Genomic DNA, 18,336 nt, shown 5'->3' with positions numbered 1-18,336 from the left:
TCCCGCTCGCGACTGCGGGGCTCGCAACCCCGGCTCACTCCTCGCGCTCATAGGGCCTCCTCGACCAGGGCGCCCAGATAGGCGTCGGTCACCGCCGGGTCGTCGCGGATCTCGTCCGGGGTGCCGGCGGCGATCACCCGACCGAAGTCGAGCACCACCAGTTCGTCGCAGACGGCCATCACCAGGTCCATGTGGTGTTCCACGAGCAGCACCGCGCACGGGTCGTCGTCGCGGCGGGGCAGCTGGCGGACCAGCTCGGCCAGCTCGGCGATGTCGTCGGCGCCGAGACCGCCGGCGGGTTCGTCCAGCAACAGCAGTCGGGGCCGCGCGGCGAGCGCGCGGGCCAGGGCCACCCGCTGGCGTACGGCGAAGGGCAGCGTGCCCGGCGCGGCGTCGGCGTGCTCGGCGATGCCCAGGCTGTCGAGGATGTCCAGTGCCTCCCGGCGCAGCCGCCGCTCGTCGCGGTCGCTGGCCGGCAGGCCGAACAGCGCCGCAGCGAATCCCGCACGCGCGGTGTGCGAGGCGCCGGTCAGCACGTTCTCCAGCACGGTGAGCCCGGCGAACAGTCCGGTCCCCTGCAGGGTCCGGGCGATGCCGAGCCGGGTCAGCCGGTGCGGCCGGGGCCGCAGCGGCAGGCCGTCGAGGGTCAACGAACCGGTGTGCGGCGCGACGAAACCGCAGATCACGTTGAACAGCGTGGTCTTGCCGGCGCCGTTGGGACCGATGACGCCCACCACCCGGTTGGGTGGCACGCGCAGCGAGACGTCGTCGAGGGCGGTGAGGCCGCCGAAACGGACGCCGATCTTGTGCAGTTCGAGGCCTCGCTCCATCACCCATCCCTCTGCCGTGGCGGGTGTTATTTACACTCGCAGTGTACGTTTCTTGGGAATTGCGTCAAGACCTTCGATGATCGGACGCGGACGGGGCGGCCGCCCGCCGGCGGCCGCCCCGAAACCCCACAGTCAGGCGCTGGGGCAGGTGTTGCGGTACTCCTCGATCTGCGAGCCGCTCGGCCCCGGGCAGAGGAACTGCTCGTAGCGGGTGTCGTCGTCGACGAACCTCTTGAGCCAGGCCACCATCTGCCGCGCGGTCGGCGTGTTCACCGTCTGCGGGAAGAAGTGGCTCGCGCCGTTCAGCTCCAGGTACGCCTTCTCGGCCGACGACGGGATGCTCGTGTAGAACGGCACCGAGTGCGACGCGACCGGGGCGACGCTGTCGCTCTCCCCGCCGATGATCAGCGTCGGCACCTGCAACTCGGACCAGCTCTTGTCCAGGTTCCAGGGTGCCAGCGGCACGGCGGCCTGCAGCGACGGCCGGGCCGAGGCCGCCTCCAGGCTGCCCCCGCCGCCCATCGAGTGACCGGCCACGGCGAGCCGGCTGCTGTCGATCCGGCTGCGCACCGAGCTGCGCTCGGTCAGGTAGTCCAGCGCGGCGAGCAACTGCCGACCACGGCTGTCCGGCTGGTCGAGCCGGGTGTTGGTCTCGATGCCGATCACCACGAAGCCGTGCGAGGCGATCCGCGGTCCGAGCCAACTGATGCTTGACCAGGAGGCGGTGTAACCGGGTGAGATGGCGACGGCGCCGAAGGTGCCCTCGCTGGTGCTTGTCGGGTAGTAGATGACGCCGCCGCCGAAACCGGTGACGCTGAGTGAGGACACACTCTGCGACGCGGTGGCGAACGGGCCGCGGCTGGCCTCCAGGATCGCGGTGGTCGGGGCGGGGCCCCGCTCGTACGGGCCCGCAGCCTGGGCGACGCCGGTCGGGCCGGCCAGGACGGCACCGGCGACCAGGGCGGCGGCCACGCCGAGCCGGGCTGCGATGGAACGGGGACGGGTGGTGGTTGGTGAGGACACGTCGGGCGCTCCCAAGGGTCGAGGGATATCGACGTGTGTCAGTTTTGGCCGGTCCACCCATCCGCGCATCGGTGAAATCACCAGTCCTGCGGCATCGATTGTGTTTTGACCCCCTGGCCAGGGGTAGCAGGGCAAACGCCCGCTCGTAAAGCGCTCCATGGAGGGGTTCGTCAAGTGGATTCCAGCAAGCCCGCCGAGGCTGTCAAGAACGTCGTGAAGACCGCCTCAGAGAAGATCGCCGACGCGTTGACGCCGGAGGTACCCGGCGCGCCCGGAAGTGCGCCGCCGACGATCGATGAGCCGACGGCCCCGCACGACCCCCTGCCGCCGAAGCCGGAACAGGGTGCGCCGCAGACGCGTACGCCGACCGGCGCCGAGACCGGCGCGCCGGCGACCGCCAAGGGCCAACAGGGCGCCTACCTCACCACCGCGAACGGTGCGCGACTGCGCGACACCGACCATTCGCTCAAGGCCGGTCCCCGTGGCCCGGTCCTGCTCCAGGACCACCACCTGCGCGAGAAGATCACCCACTTCGACCACGAGCGCATCCCGGAGCGTGTGGTGCACGCCCGGGGCGCCGGCGCGCACGGTGTCTTCACCGCGTACGGCACCGCCGAGGCCGTCACCCGGGCCGGCTTTTTGAAGAAGGGACGCGAGACCGAGGTCTTCGTACGGTTCTCCACGGTCCTCGGCTCGCGCGGATCGGCCGACACCGTCCGCGACACCCGCGGCTTCGCCACGAAGTTCTACACCGACGAGGGCACCTTCGACCTGGTCGGCAACAACATGCCTGTCTTCTTCATCCAGGACGCGATCAAGTTCCCGGACATCATCCACGCCGCCAAGCCGCACCCGGACCGCGAGATCCCCCAGGCGCAGAGCGCCCACGACACCTTCTGGGACTTCGTCTCGCTGCACACCGAAGCGCAGCACCACACCATGTGGAACATGTCCGACCGGGGCATCCCCCGCTCGTACCGGACCATGGAGGGCTTCGGCGTCCACACCTTCCGCCTCGTCAACGAGGCCGGGGAGACGGTGCTGGCCAAGTTCCACTGGAAGCCCAAGCTCGGCGTGCACTCCCTGACCTGGGAGGAGGCGCAGATGCTCAACGGCATGGACCCGGACTTCCACAGGCGCGACCTCTACGACGCCATCGAGGCCGGCGCGTACCCGGAGTGGGAGCTGGGCATCCAGGTCTTCCCGGACACCCCGGAGGAGACCTTCGGGGACATCGACCTGCTGGACCCCACCAAGATCGTGCCGGAGGAGCTGGCGCCGGTGCAGCCGATCGGTCGGCTGGTCCTCAACCGGACGCCGACGAACTTCTTCGCCGAGACCGAGCAGGTCGCCTTCCACCTCGGCCACCTGCCGCCGGGCATCGACGTCACGAACGACCCGCTGCTGCAGGGGCGGCTCTTCTCGTACCTCGACACGCAGCTCACCCGTCTCGGCGGACCGAACTTCGCGCAGATCCCGATCAACCGACCGCACGCGGCCGTCAACGACATGCTGCGCGACGGGTTCCACCAGCACGCCGTGCACGCGGGCGTGGCGCCGTACCGGCCGAACTCGCTGGACGGCGGCAACCCGTTCCCGGCCGGCGACGCCGAGAACGCGTTCGTCGACGTGCCGGTGACCGTGGCACAGGCGCCGAAGGTGCGCGCCAACCCGGCCTCCTTCGACGACCACTACAGCCAGGTCCGCCTCTTCTGGCTGAGCATGTCGCCTGTGGAGCAGGAGCACATCATCCGCGCGTACACCTTCGAGCTGGGCAAGTGCTACCACCAGGCGATCAAGGAACGCCAGCTGCAGAGCCTGGCCAACATCGACCCGGTGCTGTGCGCGCAGGTCGCCACCGGCCTGGGCCTGCCCGCGCCGCAGCCGACCGTGCCGCTCGCCGACGTCGCGCCCAGCCCCGCGCTGTCGCAGGTCGGCCGGGAGTGGCCCACCGACGGCCGTACCGTGGGCATCCTCGTGGACCCGGACGGTGACCTGGACGACCTCGGTCAGGTCCAGCGGGCCATCTTCGAGGCCGGCATGGTGCCGCTGCTGATCGCCCCGCACGGCGGCATGGTGGGCGGCCTGCCGGTGCAGCGCACCTTCGCCACCGGCCGGTCCGTCGAGTTCGACGCGCTCCTGCTGGCCGGCGCGCCGGCACCCGCGCCGGACGCGATCCCGGCCCGCGACGCGAAGGCGGGCCGGCCGGGCCCGGCAACCGTGGACCCGCGCGTGCTGCTCCTGGTCGAGGAGTGCTGGCGGCACGTCAAGGCGATCGGCGCCTGGGGCGCCGGCGTCACGGTGCTGGAGCAGGCAGGCGTGGCCGGCACTCCCGGCATCGTCACGGCGGGCTCCGGCACCGAGGCACTGACCGCGGTACAGCAGTTGATGGCCGCGCACCGGGTGTGGGAACGGTTCCCGGCCACGGTGGCCTGACACTGTCGGACGTACACGAGGGCTGACCTCCCCCCACCTGGGGAGGTCAGCCCTCGGTGCTGCGCCGACCCGGCCGGCGACGGCCATTACCGGTTCATGACAATTCGTGGATCACGCGCGGATATCCGGCTGACACCGTCGGACGGGTGATCCGAGGAACGACTGCCACCGTCGACCGGCCCGACGCCGCGATAGTCCGGTCCCACCGCCGCAGCGCGACCGGGCCGGCCGCCGGAGCGCCGCAACGGGCCCAGTGGGCCGACGCCGCGAAGGGCGTCTGCATCATCCTTGTCGTCCTGTGGCACGTCGTCGTGAAGGACTACCTGGGGGTCGACTGGCACATCGGCGTCCCGGTGCCCGGCCTGTGGGGGGCGTTGGGCGAGCAGTTCCTGCCGCTGCGGATGCCGCTCTTCTTCACCATCTCCGGGGTCTTCGCGGCGAACGCCGTCCAGCGGCCGTGGCGGGTCGTCGCCCGCGGCCGGGTCGCCGGCTTCCTCTACCTGTACGCCCTGTGGCTGCTGATCCACACAGTGGTCCTCGCCGTGGCGCCGGACTTCCCGACCGACCGGGCCACGTCCGTCCTCGGTCTGCTGGAGCAGCTCACCGTCACGCCCTCCAACCTCTGGTACCTGTACGCCCTGGCGCTCTACTTCACCCTGGCGAAGGTGACCCGTACGGCGCCTCGCCTCCTGGTGGTCGTACCCGCCGGGGTGCTGTCCGCGGTCGCCGCCGCCGGCCTGCTGGAGACGCCTGGCAACCGGGCGGGCCTGTACCAGAATCTGGTCTTCTTCCTCGCGGGCCTGTACCTGCGGCCGCAGATCGAGCGGTGGGCGGCCACCGCCACCCGGCGCCGGCTCGTCCTGACCTCGGGCGCCTACTGTCTCGCGCTCGTCGCGATGGCGGTGGCCGGCGCCCAACGCTGGTGGGGTGTGTGGCCGCTGGTCTCAGTGGTGGCTGTCGCGTTCGGTGTCACCGCCGCCGCGCGGCTGGAGCGGTGGCCCACCCTCAGCGGCCGGCTCGCCACGCTCGGCCGGGTCACGCTGCCCGTCTACGTCATCCACATGCCCGTCCTGGCGGTGCTGCACCGGTTGCTGCACGGTCCGGTCTCCGGGCTGGGGGATGTCGGCCAGGGGCTGATCGTGCTCGGCTACCCCGTCGTGCTGACCGGTGTCGTGCTCGGTACGAGTCTGGCTCTTCATCGGGGCCTGCTGGCGGTACGCGCGGGCTGGCTGTTCGCCCTGCCCGGGACTCGTCGGGTGGAGCCGGCCCGATGAGCGCGTTGGCGCGGGCGTCCGTCGACCTCGGCGCGATCGCCAGGAACGTGCGGACCATCGCTGCGATCACCGACACCGACCTGATGGCGGTGGTGAAGGCCGACGCATTCGGCCACGGCGCGGTCCCGGTCGCCCGGGCGGCCCTGCGCGCCGGCGCCGGCTGGCTCGGCGTGACCTCGGTGTCCGAGGCGTTGGCGCTGCGCGACGCAGGCATCACGGCCCCGACGCTGAGCTGGCTGCACCGCCCCGACGACGACTTCGCGTCGTTGATCGCCGCCGGCGTCGACGTCGGCGTGTCGACGACCACCCACCTGCACGCGGTCGCGGCGGCCGCCCACCGACTGGGCGCACCAGCGCTCGTGCAGCTCAAGGCCGACACCGGCCTGGCCCGCAACGGGGCCGACGGCGACGAGTGGCCCGAGTTGGTCGGCTGGTCCCGCAAGTACGAGGTGGAGGGCACGGTCCGGGTACGCGGCGTGTGGTCCCACCTGGCCGACGCGGACGTGCCGGGCAGTCCCGCCCTGGCCCGGCAGGTGGCGCGCTTCGAGGAGGCGCTGCGGGTCGCCCGTGGCGCCGGCCTCGACCCCGAGCTGGCACACCTGGCCAACTCGGCGGCCGCGCTGTCGGCGCCGGCCACCCGGTACGACCTCTGCCGGATCGGGCTCGCCCTCTACGGCGTGGACCCGTTCGGCGCGGCCGGTCCCGGGACGTTCGGACTGCACGCCGCGATGACGCTGCGGACCACCGTGGTCAACGTCAAGCGGGTGCCGGCCGGCACGGGCGTCTCCTACGGACCGGAGTACGTGACAAGCACCGCGACCACACTGGCGCTGCTGCCGGTCGGCTACGCCGACGGGCTGACCAGGGCCGCCGAGGGCCGTGCCTCCGTCTGGCTGGGCGGTCGGCGGTGCCCCGTCGTCGGGCGCGTCGCCATGGACCAGTGCGTCGTCGACGCCGGGGACCTGCCCGTGTCGATCGGCGATCAGGTGGTGGTGTTCGGCCCCGCCGACGGTGACCGGACCCCACCGACTGTCGGCGAGTGGGCCCGGTGGGCCCGCACCAACCCGCACGAGATCCTGACCGGCATCGGGGCCCGGGTGGCCCGCGATCACCACCACGAAGGGGCAATGAGTTCATGACAACCCGACTGGCATTGCTGTACGGCGGGCAGAGCGGCGAGCACGAGGTGTCCCGCCGGTCGGCGGCGAGCATCCTCGCCGGGCTGGACCGTGACAGGTACCAGGTCACCGAGGTGCTCATCGGCCGCGACGGCGGCTGGCACGTCGACGGCCGCTCGACGCCGCTGCCCCACGCGCTGCGGGTGCTGCGCGCCCAGGACGTGGTCTTCCCGGCCCTGCACGGCCCGTACGGCGAGGACGGCACAGTCGCGTCGCTGCTGGAGTGGCTCGGCGTGCCGTACGTCGGCAACGGGGTCTTCGCCAGCGCGGCCGGCATGGACAAGGGTGTCACCAAGCGGCTGCTCGCCGTGGAGGGCCTGCGGGTCAGCCCCGGGGTGACCCTGCGCCCCGGGGAGGATCTGACGGCGACCGACCGGGGACGGCTCGACCTGCCGGTGTTCGTGAAGCCGGCGCGGGCGGGTTCCAGCCTGGGCGTCGTGAGGGTGACCGACTGGACGGACCTGCCCGCCGCGCTGGAGCGGGCCCGCGCGGTCGACCCGAAGGTGCTGATCGAGCAGGGAGCGCGCGGGCGGGAGATCGACGTCGCCGTCCTGCAACACCCCGACGGCCGGGTGCAGGCCGGCCCGCCGCTGGAGATCCGGGTGAGCGGGACGGGCTTCTTCGACTACGACGCGAAGTACGACGGTGGGGCCGTGTTCCAGATCCCCGCCCCGCTCGACGCGGCGACGACCGAGGTGCTCCAGGACCGGGCGATCCGCGCCTTCCACGCCCTGGACTGCCGGGGCCTGCTGCGCGTCGACTTCTTCCTGCCCGAGCACGGGTGGCGCGAGCCCATCGTGAACGAGGTGAACACCTTCCCCGGCTTCACCACCGCGTCCCAGTACCCGCAGATCTGGCAGCGGGCGGGACTGGGGTTCGCCGACCTGCTCGACATCCTGGTCGACGGCGCGTTGGCCGACCACGGCCGGGCCCGACCCGGGACGGTCGTCCCGGTCACTTGATCGAGCAGGGCTCAGCCGGTCGGGCGCCGTCGGACCCGACGATGGTGACGGGGACGAAGTACTCCGCCTGACCGGCCTGCGCGGCGGCGTCGGCCACCGTGCAGATGATCTGGTCGGCCGCGTCGGTCGACAGTGGACGCACCGGACCCTCCACCGTCGCCGTGAGGCCGTCCGGTCCGCCCGACACCGCCGCCGGGGAGCCCGGTGCGGCACCTGTCGGCGGCGCGATGGGAACCGGGCGCAGACCCGCCGGCACCTCGCTGGTGAACCCGTGGCGTCGTTCGTTCTCGTTCGGACCCGCCAGGAGCAGGGCCAGCGACGCCTCGGGCGACGGTGTTCGGTCCGGTTTGGCCGCACGGACGACAACCGCGACCTGCCCGCGCCACAGCAGGTAGAGCCGAATCCCCTGGGACGCGCCGGACTGCGCCGGTCGGCCCTCGATGACCTCGCTGGGTCGTACCCCGCAGCCCGCCACGAGCAGCGTGAGCAGGAGCCCGCCGGTGAGCAGCGGGCGGACCACCGCCCGTCGCGCCCTCACCGGGTTTCCCCGGTGTCGTCCGCCGCCACCCGGGGCAGCCGGAGGGTGAACACCGCGCCGCCGTTCGGGGCGTTGCCGGCGGTGAGGCTGCCCTGCTGCCCGGGGGCGCGGTGCAGTCGCGCGTTCTCCCACGCGATGGCGAGGCCGAGGCCGCTGCCCTCGGACCGGGTCCGCGCGGTGTCGGCCTTGTAGAAGCGGTCGAAGACGTGCGCCAGCACCTCCGGTCGCAGACCCGGCCCCTCGTCGGCGACCTCGATGGTGAGCCAGTCCGGCTCGGCGCGCAGGAGCAGGGACACCGGCTCGGCGCCGTGCCGGAAGGCGTTGCCGACCAGGTTGGCGACGATGACGTCCAGTCGGCGGGGATCGAGGCGGGCCACGACACCGGGCGGCAGGTCCGCGCGCACCCGGTCGGTCCAGCCGCGCAGCCGCAGGGTCGCGGTCACCGCGGCGGCCACGTCGACGTCGTCGAGAGCGAGCCGGGCGGTGCCCGAGTCGAACCTGCTGACCTCGATGAGGTCGTTGACCAGCTGGGTGAGGCTCTGCGTCTCCTGGCTGACCAGTCGCGCGGCCCGACCGGCGTCCCCGGGCAGCCGGTCGGCCTCCTCGTCCAGCACGTCGGTGACCGCCGTCATCGCGGCCAACGGCGTACGGAGTTCGTGCGACACGTCCGCCACGAAACGGCGCGCGTCGGCCTCCATCCGGCGCAGCTCGCCGACCTGCCGTTCCAGGGTCGCCGCGGTGTCGTTGAAGGTCCGCGCCACGTCGGCCAGCTCGTCGGCGCCCCGCACCGACAGTCGCGTCGTCAGGCGGCCCTCGCCCAGACTGCGCGCCGCGCGCCCCAGTTCGCGTACCGGTCGCAGCACACCCTGGGCCGCCAGCAGGGCCAACAGGACGGCGAGCACGAGGGAGAGCCCGCCGGTCAGCCAGGCCAGCGTGGCGAGCCTGTCGATGCTCTGCTGCTCGGGGGCGAGGCTACGCAGCGAGTAGACCTCCAGGCCGGACGGCAGCGACGCGCCGTCGGGTCGGTCCAGCTCCAGCTGGGTGCCGATGAGCAGCACCGGTTCGCCACCGACCGAGACGCGTTGCCAGGCCACCACGCCGTCGCGGACCGCCTGGCGCAGCTGCGGGGTGATCAGGTCGGGCGCTTCGGAGCCCTGCGCCCGCATGTCCCGGTACACGACCACGGCGTACCCCTCCCGGTCGGACAGGCGCTGGGCCAGCGTGTCGAGGTCGTCCTGGGTGGGCGGAAGTTGACGCAGTGGGTAGAGCTGGGCGAGTTGGTCGGTCAACGACATCACCGCGGCGTCCTGCGCCTGTTGGAGGATGACCGTCCGGGCCTGGAAGTAGCTGCCGCTGGCCACCACGGCCGTGGTGGTGACGCCCAGCAGGACGAAGGCCAGCAGCAGCCGTACCCGCAAACCGAACGCGCGCGCGTCGGCCCAGCGCCGCCGTGTCACAACGGCCCGAACCGGTACCCGAAGCCGCGGACGGTCTGGATGTACACCGGCGCGGACGAGTCGTCCTCGATCTTGGCGCGGACCCGCTGCACGCAGGCGTCCACGAGCCGCGAGTCGCCGAGGTGTCCGTGCTCCCACACGGCCTCCAGCAACTGTTGGCGGCTCAGCACCTGCCCGGGGGTGTGGGACAGTTCGAGAAGCAGGCGCAGTTCCGTCGGGGCGAGGCTGACCGGCACCCCGTCCTTGCTGACCACCAGCGCGGCACGGTCGATGCGCAGGGCGCCGTGCTGCTCCGGCCCGGACCGGTCGCCACCGCCGCGCCGCGACTCGCCGGCGGTCCGGCGCAGCACCGCGCGGATGCGTGCCTCCAGGACGCGCGACTGCACCGGCTTGACCACGTAGTCGTCGGCCCCCGCCTCCAGGCCCGCGACCACGTCCATGTCGTCGTTGCGGGCGGTCAGCATGATGATCGGCAGGTCGCCGAGCCGGCGGATCCGGCGGCAGACCTCGAACCCGTCCATCCCGGGCAGCATCAGGTCGAGCACCACGACGTCGGCCGAGCCCCCGTACAGCCGTTCCAGCCCCTGCTCACCGGTGGCGACGGCGTCGACCGTGTGACCCTGGCGGGTCAGCGCCAGCTGCAGTCCGTCACGCACCGTCTGGTGATCTTCGATCAGCAGGACCTGGGACATGTCACCAAGTATCGCATCATGAATGGGTTTAGCCTTTCGTCGATCGGTTCACCGGCCGGGCGAGGTCGACCGACCGCAGCAGGTACACCGCCGACCCCACGGCCAGGACGACGGGTACGGCCACCGCCAGGACGGCGACGAGCGCCCCGGGCGGCAGAGCCGCCCGCAGGCCGGGCACCACCAGCAGGAGCAAGCACCCCAGAGCGAGCAGGCCGACCACCCCCTCGGTGAGCCCGGGCCGGACCGCGCCCGCGCCGGCGGGCGCGGATCGGACAGCACCGGGCGCGGACCGGACAGCGCCGGGCCGGCCTGCCAGCACGGCCGCGGCCAGACAGAACAGCGCGACCCCCAGCAGGACGCCGCCGAGCGCGTCGCTGAACCGGTGCCAGCCCGCGACCATGGTGGCACCGGCGATCACCGTGACACCCGCCGCGCCCGGCAACGCCAGCCACCACCGCGCCCGGGCGGGCAGGACCAGCAGGAACGCGAGCAGCAGGGTCATCGCCGCCGCCACGTGACCACTGGGAAAGCTGTTGTGGGTGGTGGAGGTCTCGACCTGGAGATCCGGGCGCAGCAGCGCCGACTTCGTCGCGCCGGCGACCAGCACCGCGCAGACGACGGTGCCCACACCCGCGAGGCCGGCCAGCAGACGCCGGCCGACGAGACCCACAAGCAGCACCGCGCCGAGCAGGCCGGCCAGCGTCGTCGTCCTACCGAACGCGGCAAGCACGCTGCGGGCCGGGTCGAGCAGGGTGCTCTGCTGCGCGTACCCGCCGCCGCGCTCCGCGCGCGGCAGGAGCACCCCGTCCAGCCACTGACCGGGGTACGTCCAGACGAAGAACGCGCCGGTGAGCGCCAGGCCGAGCAGGACGCACACGGCGGCGGCGAGCAGCCTCGGGCTCGACGACACGGCTGCGCGGGTGTCGGGCAGCGGCGGCGGGCCGGGAGTCGCCCGACCGACGGAGTACGACGATCCGATGGACATGTCGAGCATGCTCGTCCCGGCAGGTGCCGGTGCCGTCCGCGGATTGTCTTCGTTCTGTCACAGTTTCCGGCCGCGCCGGCACCGGCGTCGCGACCGGCCGTCAATTTACATGCTTACATGCAACTATGTTTTACCCGGCCGAGACGCACCACCACTAGGGTCAAGACGCCGATCGATGTGGGCGATCGGTGATGCGGGAACGCCATCCGGAGTGAGCTGGAACCGGAAGGGGTGGAGAACATGCCCGGAATTCCGGTCGCCTCCCTGGTCATCGGCATCGCGTCCTCGCCGGCCGAACGCCGACAACTGGCGCGACTGCTCGGCGGGAGCGACGCCTTCCTGATCGTGTCGAACGTCGACCAGGCGCGGGAGTTCCTCGGAGTGGTCGAGATGCCTCCCGTCGCACCTCCCCCGGCCCGGGCCGTCCTCGCCGACGCGACGCCGAGCCAGCCGCCACCACCGGCCGACCTGATCGTCGACTCCGACCGCCGGGTGGTGCGGTGGCGGGACAAGGAGATCGACCTGACCCGGTTGGAGCACGACGTCCTGCTCTGCCTCGTCCACGCCCCCGGGCAGGTGTGGACGTACGAGCGGCTGCACCTCGAGGTCTGGGGCAACCGCCACCTCGGTCGCGGGTCGGACATGCACTCGGTGGTCCGGCGGGTACGCCGCAAGCTCGCCCGGCTGAACGCGACAGCGACGATCCACGCGGTGCGCGGGGTCGGCTTCCGGCTCGCCCCCGTCTGATCCCCGACACGGTCCGGCCCGCCTGGTCGACGACCAGGCGGGCCGGGATCGGTGTGCTACCGCTCAGTTGTCAGCACCGCACGGGCGCCAACCCGAAGTTCTCCACGGTGGGCGTGGTGGTGTCGATCCTCGTCTGACGGGTCTGGGGCTTCCAGCCGTCCTTGGCGACGATCATCGTGAGCGGGTTGTTGCGGCGGTCCACCCAGTGGGCGTACCGGCCCTGGGCGTCGGTCGTGAAGGTCCACGACATGGCCCACGAGTCGACCTGGACCAGCGCACCGGCGATCGGCGCGGACGCGCCCTGACAGCTGGTGCCGGTGACCGTACCCATCAGCTTGCCCCAGGTCTTCGGAGGGTTCGCCGTCATGGTGACCTCGACCGGCGCCACCGAGTAGGGCGTGTTCTCCCTGATCGTGACCGCACCGGAGTACGTGCCCGGCTGGTCGACGTTCGCCGTCATCCCGACGGTGACCGTGACCTTCGCTCCCGGAGCGAGGGTGACTGTCGACTTGTCGATGGTCATCCAGCTGACGTCGGCCGCCGCCTCGGCGCAGCCCTCGAAGCCCGGCAGCACCTCGCTGTCCGGCGCGGCGTTGAAACTGCCGGACGAGCCGCCGATCTTGTAGAAGCCGCACGCCGCAGCACCGCGGTAGCGGGCCGTGTTGGCGTTCGGCAGGTTGGACCACGAACCGACGGCCGGGTCGAAGGCGAAGCCCGCGTTGCTGATGGCCCCACCCTGCGAGCCACCGACGACGAGGAGCTTGCCGTTGGCGACCGCGTACGAACTGGCCCAGTTGTCGACCGGAGCGTCGGCGACGGCGGTCCAGGTGTTGGCACCCGGGTCGTACGCGTAGCTGGCCTTCTGCGCCGCGGAGCCGTCGTTGCCACCCGTGCAGTAGACGACGCCGTCGATCCCGCCGCAGGAGGCGAAGGCCACCGACTTCGGGTAGTTGGCGAGCGTCTCCCAGCTGTCGCTGGCCGGGTCGTACCGCACGACGCTGTTCGACATCGGCAGGCATTCCGCGGTGGTGCAGCCGCCGATGGCGTACAGCTTGCCGTCGGCGACGGCCTGCCCGGCGGCGGCGCGCGGCGCCGGGTTGTCGGCCAGCTCCGTCCAGGTGTTCGCACCCGGGTCGTACGACCAGGTGGCGGCGTTGGGGCCGGCGTCGCCCCAGCCGCCGGTCGCGATGATCGTCCCACCGATGACGCCCACGGTCAGGGCGTTGCGGGCACCGGGAAGGTCGGCGATCGCCGTCCAGGTCTGCGCGACCGGGTCGTAGGCGTAGTTCTTCGTGGTGGAGGCGTTTCCGTCGCCACCGCCGATCGAATACACCTTGCCGTCCAGGTTGACCACCCGGTTGTCCATGATGTTCGCCGGGAAGTCGGTGATGTCGGTCCACGGCGCGGCCTGCGGTCCGTCCGCGGCGACCGCCGCGGTGGCCGCCTTGCCGGACGCCCTGGCGGCGACCGAGGTCGCGACCTTGAGCCGCTGCTCCGGCGCACCGCTGCCGCCGAGCACCTGCGCCCTGGTGACGGTGGACCCGTCCGCCCGCAGGAGTTCGAACCCGTTGTCGCGCTCACCGAACCCGACCTCGACAGGCGCGCCGCCGGTGTTGGTCACCGTGAACGTCCTGCTGGCCTTGCCGTTGGGCATCTGGAGCGTCGCGCTGAGCTGCGTGGGCGTCACCGACAGCCGGCCGGCCGCGAGCTGGAAGTTCGCGGCGGTCGCCCAGTCGGCCTCCACGTCCACCTGCTTGGTCTGGCTGACGTAGTTGCCTGCCGACGCGGTGAACGGGTGGGTGCCGGTGAGCGTCGAGTAGATCCAGTAGAAGCCGTCGGGCAGCCCCGGGTCGTCCGGGGTCGCCACGGTGACGGCCTTCTCCGCCGGCCGGTCCTTGCTGGTGACTGTCGCGCCGTTGACGTAGCTGCTGTCGTTCTTGTCGCGGACGTTGCCGACGACCAGCCCACCGTCGACCGGCACACAGGTGACCTGGCTGCCGATCAGGACGTTGTCGACCTCCCACCACCACTCGTACGAGGCGTCGTAGTAGTGGAAACGGACCTGGACCTGGGCCTTGCCCGCCGCCTGCGGGATCGGGATCTCGGTCACCCTCGGCCCCCGGACGTCGGTCTCCTGGCGGAGCACGTTCGTCCAGGTGGCGCCACCGTCGATGCTCAGGTCGACGTCGGCGGTGTCGTCGTCCAGCTGGTTGAAGTCCTGGTTGAAGCGGATGACCGGGGCCGTGACGGCGGTCAGGTCGACCACCGGGCTGACCAGCGAGGTGTCCTGGCTGGTGCCCGCTCCGTAGTCGTCACTGTCGATCATGGCGAAGTTGCCGCTGCCGCCGGTCAGGTTGCCCCGGCCGCCGTCGTCGGTGAACTTCCAGACCTGCCCGCTGCCCGCGTTGTCCACCACCGTCCAGCCGGCCGGCGTGGTCGTGCCGTCGAAGGTCTCGTACTCACCGTCGGACCCGAAGGTGTAGCCGGGCGCGGTCGTGCAGGTGGTGGTGTCCACCGGCACGGCGACGTTGGCGGTGGTGTTGCCCGAGCCGACCACCACCTGCTTGGTGACGGTCTGGTAGCCGGGGTACTGCGGCTCGTACGTGAGGGTGTACGTCTGCCCGGCCGGCAGCTTGATGCTGTAGCGGCCGTTCGACGGGGTGGTGTAGTCGTAGACGCCCGAGACGCCCGTCACGGTGACCTTCGCGTACAGCGGCCACCCGTGCCCGGAACCGTCGGTGACGGCGCCTGTGACGTTGACGCTCGGCACCGGCGTGAGCGCGACGGTGAGTGTCGTGGTCGCGCCGTCGGTGACCGTGGCCGTCCTGGTCGCGCCGCCGTAGCCGAACGCCGCCACGGCGACCTGGTACTCGCCGGTCGGGAGCTGGGTCGAGAACTTTCCGTCCGCCCCGGTGGTGATCTCCCGGGCCGTCGGGCCGGTGAGCGTCAGCGTCGCACCGGCGATCGGGGCGCCGGTGGCCGCGTCGGTCACCGTGCCGGCCAGCGTGCCGATGTCACCGGTGGGTGCGGCGTTGAGCAGCGCGAGCGCGTCCAGCAGGCCCTCGCCGTAGACGTTGTTGTCGGCCGCCGTGCCGCCACACTGGGTGTCGGACTTGTCGACCGCGGCGCCGTTGAGCAGCGCCCGGGTCGCGGTGACGTCACCGACAAGCGACGGCGCCGCCGAGTACAGCAGCGCGATCGCGCCCGCCAGGTGCGGCGCGGCCATCGAGGTGCCGCTGATGCTGCCGTAGGCACTGCCCGGGATGCTCGACCGGATGTTCACGCCCGGAGCCGAGATGTTGGGCTTGATCTCGCCGTTCTGCCCGGCGCCCCGGCTGGAGAACCCGGCGATGTTGTTGTTGATGTCGTACGCGCCGGTCGAGTAGTTGCTGGCCAGGCTGCCCGGCGAACCACTGGTCTGGCACGCCGGCCCGCTGTTGCCGTTGGACCAGACGCCGAAGATGCCCGAGGCGGCCCAGGCCAGCGTCACGTCCTCCATGAAGGGCTCGTTGGACGGGTCCCGCGTACCCCACGAGTTGTTGATGATGTTCGGGCGCTTGCTGGCGTCCGGGTTCTGGCCGGTGAGGTCGGTCGGCTCCAGCATCCACTGGCCGGACTCGACGAGTGCGGCGTCGCTGGGGCAGCAACCGTTCGCCGCGATCCACTTGACCCCTGGCGCGACACCGATCTGGTTCGTATCGGCCGATCCGGCCATGGTGCCCATCGTGTGCGTGCCGTGTCCATCGTTGTCACAGGGGGCGGCAGAACACGTTCCGGCGGCGTCGAACCAGTTGTAGTTGTGGTCGAACGTGCCGTCGCCGTTGTTGCCCCGGTAGGAGTTGACAAGCGCCGGGTGGTCGAACTGGACCCCGGTGTCGATGTTGGCGATGGTAATGCCCTCGCCCCTGACCCCGTACTGGGACCAGACGTCGTCGGCGTTGATGTTCGCGACGCCCCACTCCAGGGCGTTCACTGTCTTCTCGTCGGTGCCCTTGACGGTTTCGGGAACCTTGTAGGCGACCGGGGCGTAGAGGCCCTCCACCTCCGCGTGGTTGGCGAACTTCTGCGCCATCGCCAGCGAGCCGCTGCTGACCTTGATGGCGTTGGTAGCCCAGAAGGTCTGGTACTTCGCCCCCGAACCGTCCAGTTCGGCACGGACCCGGCCCTGGCTCTCGGCGGCCGTCTTGCGCAGCGCGTCCGCGACGGCGGTGCCCCGCTTCGCCCAGTCCTTGACGGCGCTGGCCTTGCCCAGGTCCGGCCGGTCCTTGAACCGGATCCAGAAGTCCCCTTCGCTCTTGGCCTGGAGCTGCTTGGCGAGGTCCGGACGGATCTTGTCGCCCGGCGCGGTACCCACGCCCATCGCACCGGGCGCGGCCTGCGCGCCCGAGCCGATACTCGCCAGACATGTGGCGGCGAGGATCATCGCCGCGCCGGCGCTCACCAGTGATCTGGCCGAGCGCCTCCATTGTGGACGTCTGAACATCGGTGCTGCCTCCCTCAGAACGACCCAGGGTGAAGATGGGCCATGGTGGACCTCCCCCATGCACCGTGCGGGTCACGCCGGTTGCCCGAGTGGACACTATGATCGAGAAGAAAGGACGATCAAGAACTTGCCGTGAGCAACTTGTCGCTAACGGTTGCCTTGCTGGCGGGGCGCCTGCCCATCATTGTCAGAACCATGACGAAAGCTGGGCAGGGATGCCCTTCGATCCCGGGCGGTGTGGTGGCCGAGGACGAGGACGCTGCGGTGCACGAGGCGGCACCGGCTGACGAGCCGTTCCCGCTGCTGATCGCGGTGACCCCGTCACCTGCCGAGCGCATCCGGCTCGCGGAGCGCCTCGACGGCATCGCCCCCCTGCTGCTGGTGTCCGATCTCGACGAACTGCGCCGGCTCATCGCGGCGCCGGCGCAACCGCCCGGAACGACGGCCGCGCCACCGGCCGCACCGGTGCCCACCGCGACCACCGAACCCGCCCTGGTCATCGACTCGGCCCGCTGCACCGCACGGTACGGGGAACGCGAGGTCGACCTGACCCGGCTGGAACACGACCTGCTGGCCTGCCTGACCGCCGAACCGGTCCGGGTCTGGAGCTACGCCGAGCTGCACCGGTCGGTCTGGCACGACGAGGGGCGCGAGCGCAAGGCGGACGTGCAGTCCCTCGTCAAGCGGCTGCGGCGCAAGCTGCTCGGTCTGGGCACCAACGCCACGATCGAGGCGGTACGCGGCGTCGGCCTGCTGCTCACCGACCGGCAGGAACCCCGGATCGGCCGGGCCTGACACCTGCCTGATGTGGGCAGCCAGCGCGCGTCAGATCAGCCCGGCGCGGGTCCACAGCACCCGACCCGGCCCGGCAACCAGCCCGACGCCCGCGAGGTGGTCGTACACCCTCGACGCCGACCAGCGCAGGGTCTCGCGCCAGTGCGGGTTGGCCCGGGCGGCCGCCCGCCCCACCTGCGGATCGATGCCCACCGCGGCGTACGCCTTCGGGTTCACCAGGCGGTTGGCGATCGTGTAGGCGGCGCGACCGACAAGCAACCGGGCGAACGCCATGCCCATCGGGCCTGTGGCGTCGACCTGGCGGGCCAGTTCGTCGCGGGCGAACCTGACGTGCCGCGCCTCCTCGACCACGTGGATGCGCGAGACCATCCGGATCAGCGGCTGGAGCGACTCGTCCGCCATGATCTCGCGCTGGAACGCGTCGAGGATCTCCTCGGCGATGAGGATCGCGGCGTACATCCGGGGACCGCTGGCGGTGGCCTTGAGGTACCTGCCGAGCCATTGGTCGACGGCGTTCGCGCGGTAGACGGGGCAGCCCGTGGCCTCGATGAGCCGGCCGAACATGATCGAGTGCCTGCACTCGTCGGCGACCTCGGTCAGCGCGTACTGGGCTTGAGGGCTGGTCGGGTCGTCGTCGTAGTACTGCCGGATCAGCATCTGCATGAGGATCGTCTCGAACCACAGCCCGGCGCTGGCCGCGCTGGCCACCTCGTGCTTGGTGAGTTCGATCCGCTGCTCCTCGCTCAACCCGGACCAGAGCGGGGTGCCGTAGAGGCTGCTGCGGTGCGGCGGAAGCCAGTAGGCGCCCGGGGTGTGCGGGGCGTCCCAGTCGATCTCGACCACGGGGTCGTAGCTGGTCCGCAGGGACGAGGTGAGCAGCCGCTCGGCGACCGCAGCGCCCTGGGTTTCCGCCGTCTCCATGGTTCCTCCATATTG

At 71.5% G+C, this 18,336-nt stretch carries 14 protein-coding genes; 6 read left to right on the top strand and 8 right to left on the bottom strand.

The features are described from left to right. Nucleotides 1–47: 47 nt before the first annotated feature. Complete coding sequence (locus ACFY1S_RS15945) at nt 48–830, bottom strand: ABC transporter ATP-binding protein (protein ID WP_387117939.1); 783 nt, start codon at nt 828–830, stop codon at nt 48–50. 132 nt (nt 831–962) lie between these two features. Then, nucleotides 963–1,853, bottom strand: a complete 891-nt coding sequence (locus ACFY1S_RS15940; RefSeq protein WP_387117936.1) for an alpha/beta hydrolase family protein — start codon at nt 1,851–1,853, stop codon at nt 963–965. Nucleotides 1,854–2,027: 174 nt separating this feature from the next. Here ACFY1S_RS15940 and ACFY1S_RS15935 point away from each other — a divergent pair, with 174 nt between their 5' ends. From ACFY1S_RS15935 to ACFY1S_RS15920, 4 genes are all read left to right on the top strand, one after another. Further along, nucleotides 2,028–4,289 (top strand): catalase, encoded by a 2,262-nt coding sequence (locus ACFY1S_RS15935; protein WP_387117933.1) that lies wholly within the window; start codon nt 2,028–2,030, stop codon nt 4,287–4,289. Nucleotides 4,290–4,435: 146 nt separating this feature from the next. Beyond that, nucleotides 4,436–5,563: an acyltransferase family protein gene (locus ACFY1S_RS15930; RefSeq protein WP_387117929.1), complete on the top strand. Its 1,128-nt coding sequence runs from the start codon at nt 4,436–4,438 to the stop codon at nt 5,561–5,563. Then, the gene (alr, locus tag ACFY1S_RS15925) at nt 5,560–6,702 is read left to right on the top strand and encodes an alanine racemase (RefSeq protein ID WP_387117926.1); all 1,143 of its coding nucleotides are present in this window, start codon (nt 5,560–5,562) and stop codon (nt 6,700–6,702) included. The genes ACFY1S_RS15930 and alr overlap by 4 nt, the downstream gene beginning before the upstream one ends. Then, the gene (locus ACFY1S_RS15920; protein ID WP_387117923.1) at nt 6,699–7,703 is read left to right on the top strand and encodes a D-alanine--D-alanine ligase family protein; all 1,005 of its coding nucleotides are present in this window, start codon (nt 6,699–6,701) and stop codon (nt 7,701–7,703) included. Before alr ends, ACFY1S_RS15920 begins: the two co-directional genes overlap by 4 nt. On the opposite strand, the gene ACFY1S_RS15915 is transcribed toward ACFY1S_RS15920, so the two are convergent. Genes ACFY1S_RS15915 through ACFY1S_RS15900 form a run of 4 tightly spaced genes read right to left on the bottom strand, consistent with a single transcriptional unit; the run spans nt 7,696 to nt 11,375 of the window. Then, on the bottom strand, nt 7,696–8,241 hold the full coding sequence (locus tag ACFY1S_RS15915; RefSeq protein WP_387117920.1) for a hypothetical protein: 546 nt from the start codon (nt 8,239–8,241) through the stop codon (nt 7,696–7,698). The genes ACFY1S_RS15920 and ACFY1S_RS15915 overlap by 8 nt on opposite strands. Continuing rightward, entirely contained in the window at nt 8,238–9,698 is a 1,461-nt protein-coding gene (locus ACFY1S_RS15910) for an ATP-binding protein (RefSeq protein WP_387117917.1), read from the bottom strand. The genes ACFY1S_RS15915 and ACFY1S_RS15910 overlap by 4 nt, the downstream gene beginning before the upstream one ends. Further along, nucleotides 9,695–10,390, bottom strand: a complete 696-nt coding sequence (locus tag ACFY1S_RS15905) for a response regulator (protein WP_387117914.1) — start codon at nt 10,388–10,390, stop codon at nt 9,695–9,697. Before ACFY1S_RS15905 ends, ACFY1S_RS15910 begins: the two co-directional genes overlap by 4 nt. 28 nt (nt 10,391–10,418) lie before the next feature. After that, entirely contained in the window at nt 10,419–11,375 is a 957-nt protein-coding gene (locus ACFY1S_RS15900) for a phosphatase PAP2 family protein (RefSeq protein WP_387117911.1), read from the bottom strand. 240 nt (nt 11,376–11,615) lie between these two features. On the opposite strand from ACFY1S_RS15900, the gene ACFY1S_RS15895 reads away from it, so the two are divergent. After that, nucleotides 11,616–12,122: a winged helix-turn-helix domain-containing protein gene (locus ACFY1S_RS15895; RefSeq protein ID WP_387117908.1), complete on the top strand. Its 507-nt coding sequence runs from the start codon at nt 11,616–11,618 to the stop codon at nt 12,120–12,122. A gap of 70 nt (nt 12,123–12,192) precedes the next feature. On the opposite strand, the gene ACFY1S_RS15890 is transcribed toward ACFY1S_RS15895, so the two are convergent. Further along, nucleotides 12,193–16,605 (bottom strand): S8 family serine peptidase, encoded by a 4,413-nt coding sequence (locus ACFY1S_RS15890; protein ID WP_387117905.1) that lies wholly within the window; start codon nt 16,603–16,605, stop codon nt 12,193–12,195. Between the two features lie 195 nt (nt 16,606–16,800). Between ACFY1S_RS15890 and ACFY1S_RS15885 the strand changes: the two genes are divergently transcribed. Further along, nucleotides 16,801–17,400, top strand: coding sequence for a winged helix-turn-helix domain-containing protein (locus ACFY1S_RS15885; RefSeq protein WP_387117902.1), 600 nt, complete (start codon nt 16,801–16,803; stop codon nt 17,398–17,400). Between the two features lie 30 nt (nt 17,401–17,430). On the opposite strand, the gene ACFY1S_RS15880 is transcribed toward ACFY1S_RS15885, so the two are convergent. Continuing rightward, nucleotides 17,431–18,321, bottom strand: coding sequence for a diiron oxygenase (locus ACFY1S_RS15880; protein WP_387117899.1), 891 nt, complete (start codon nt 18,319–18,321; stop codon nt 17,431–17,433). Nucleotides 18,322–18,336: the final 15 nt, after the last annotated feature.

The organism is Micromonospora sp. NPDC000663 (genome assembly GCF_042898105.1).
GTDB lineage: Bacteria > Actinomycetota > Actinomycetes > Mycobacteriales > Micromonosporaceae > Micromonospora.
The sequence above is the reverse complement of the archived record's forward strand: the minus strand, read 5'-3'. Positions and strand labels throughout refer to the sequence as shown.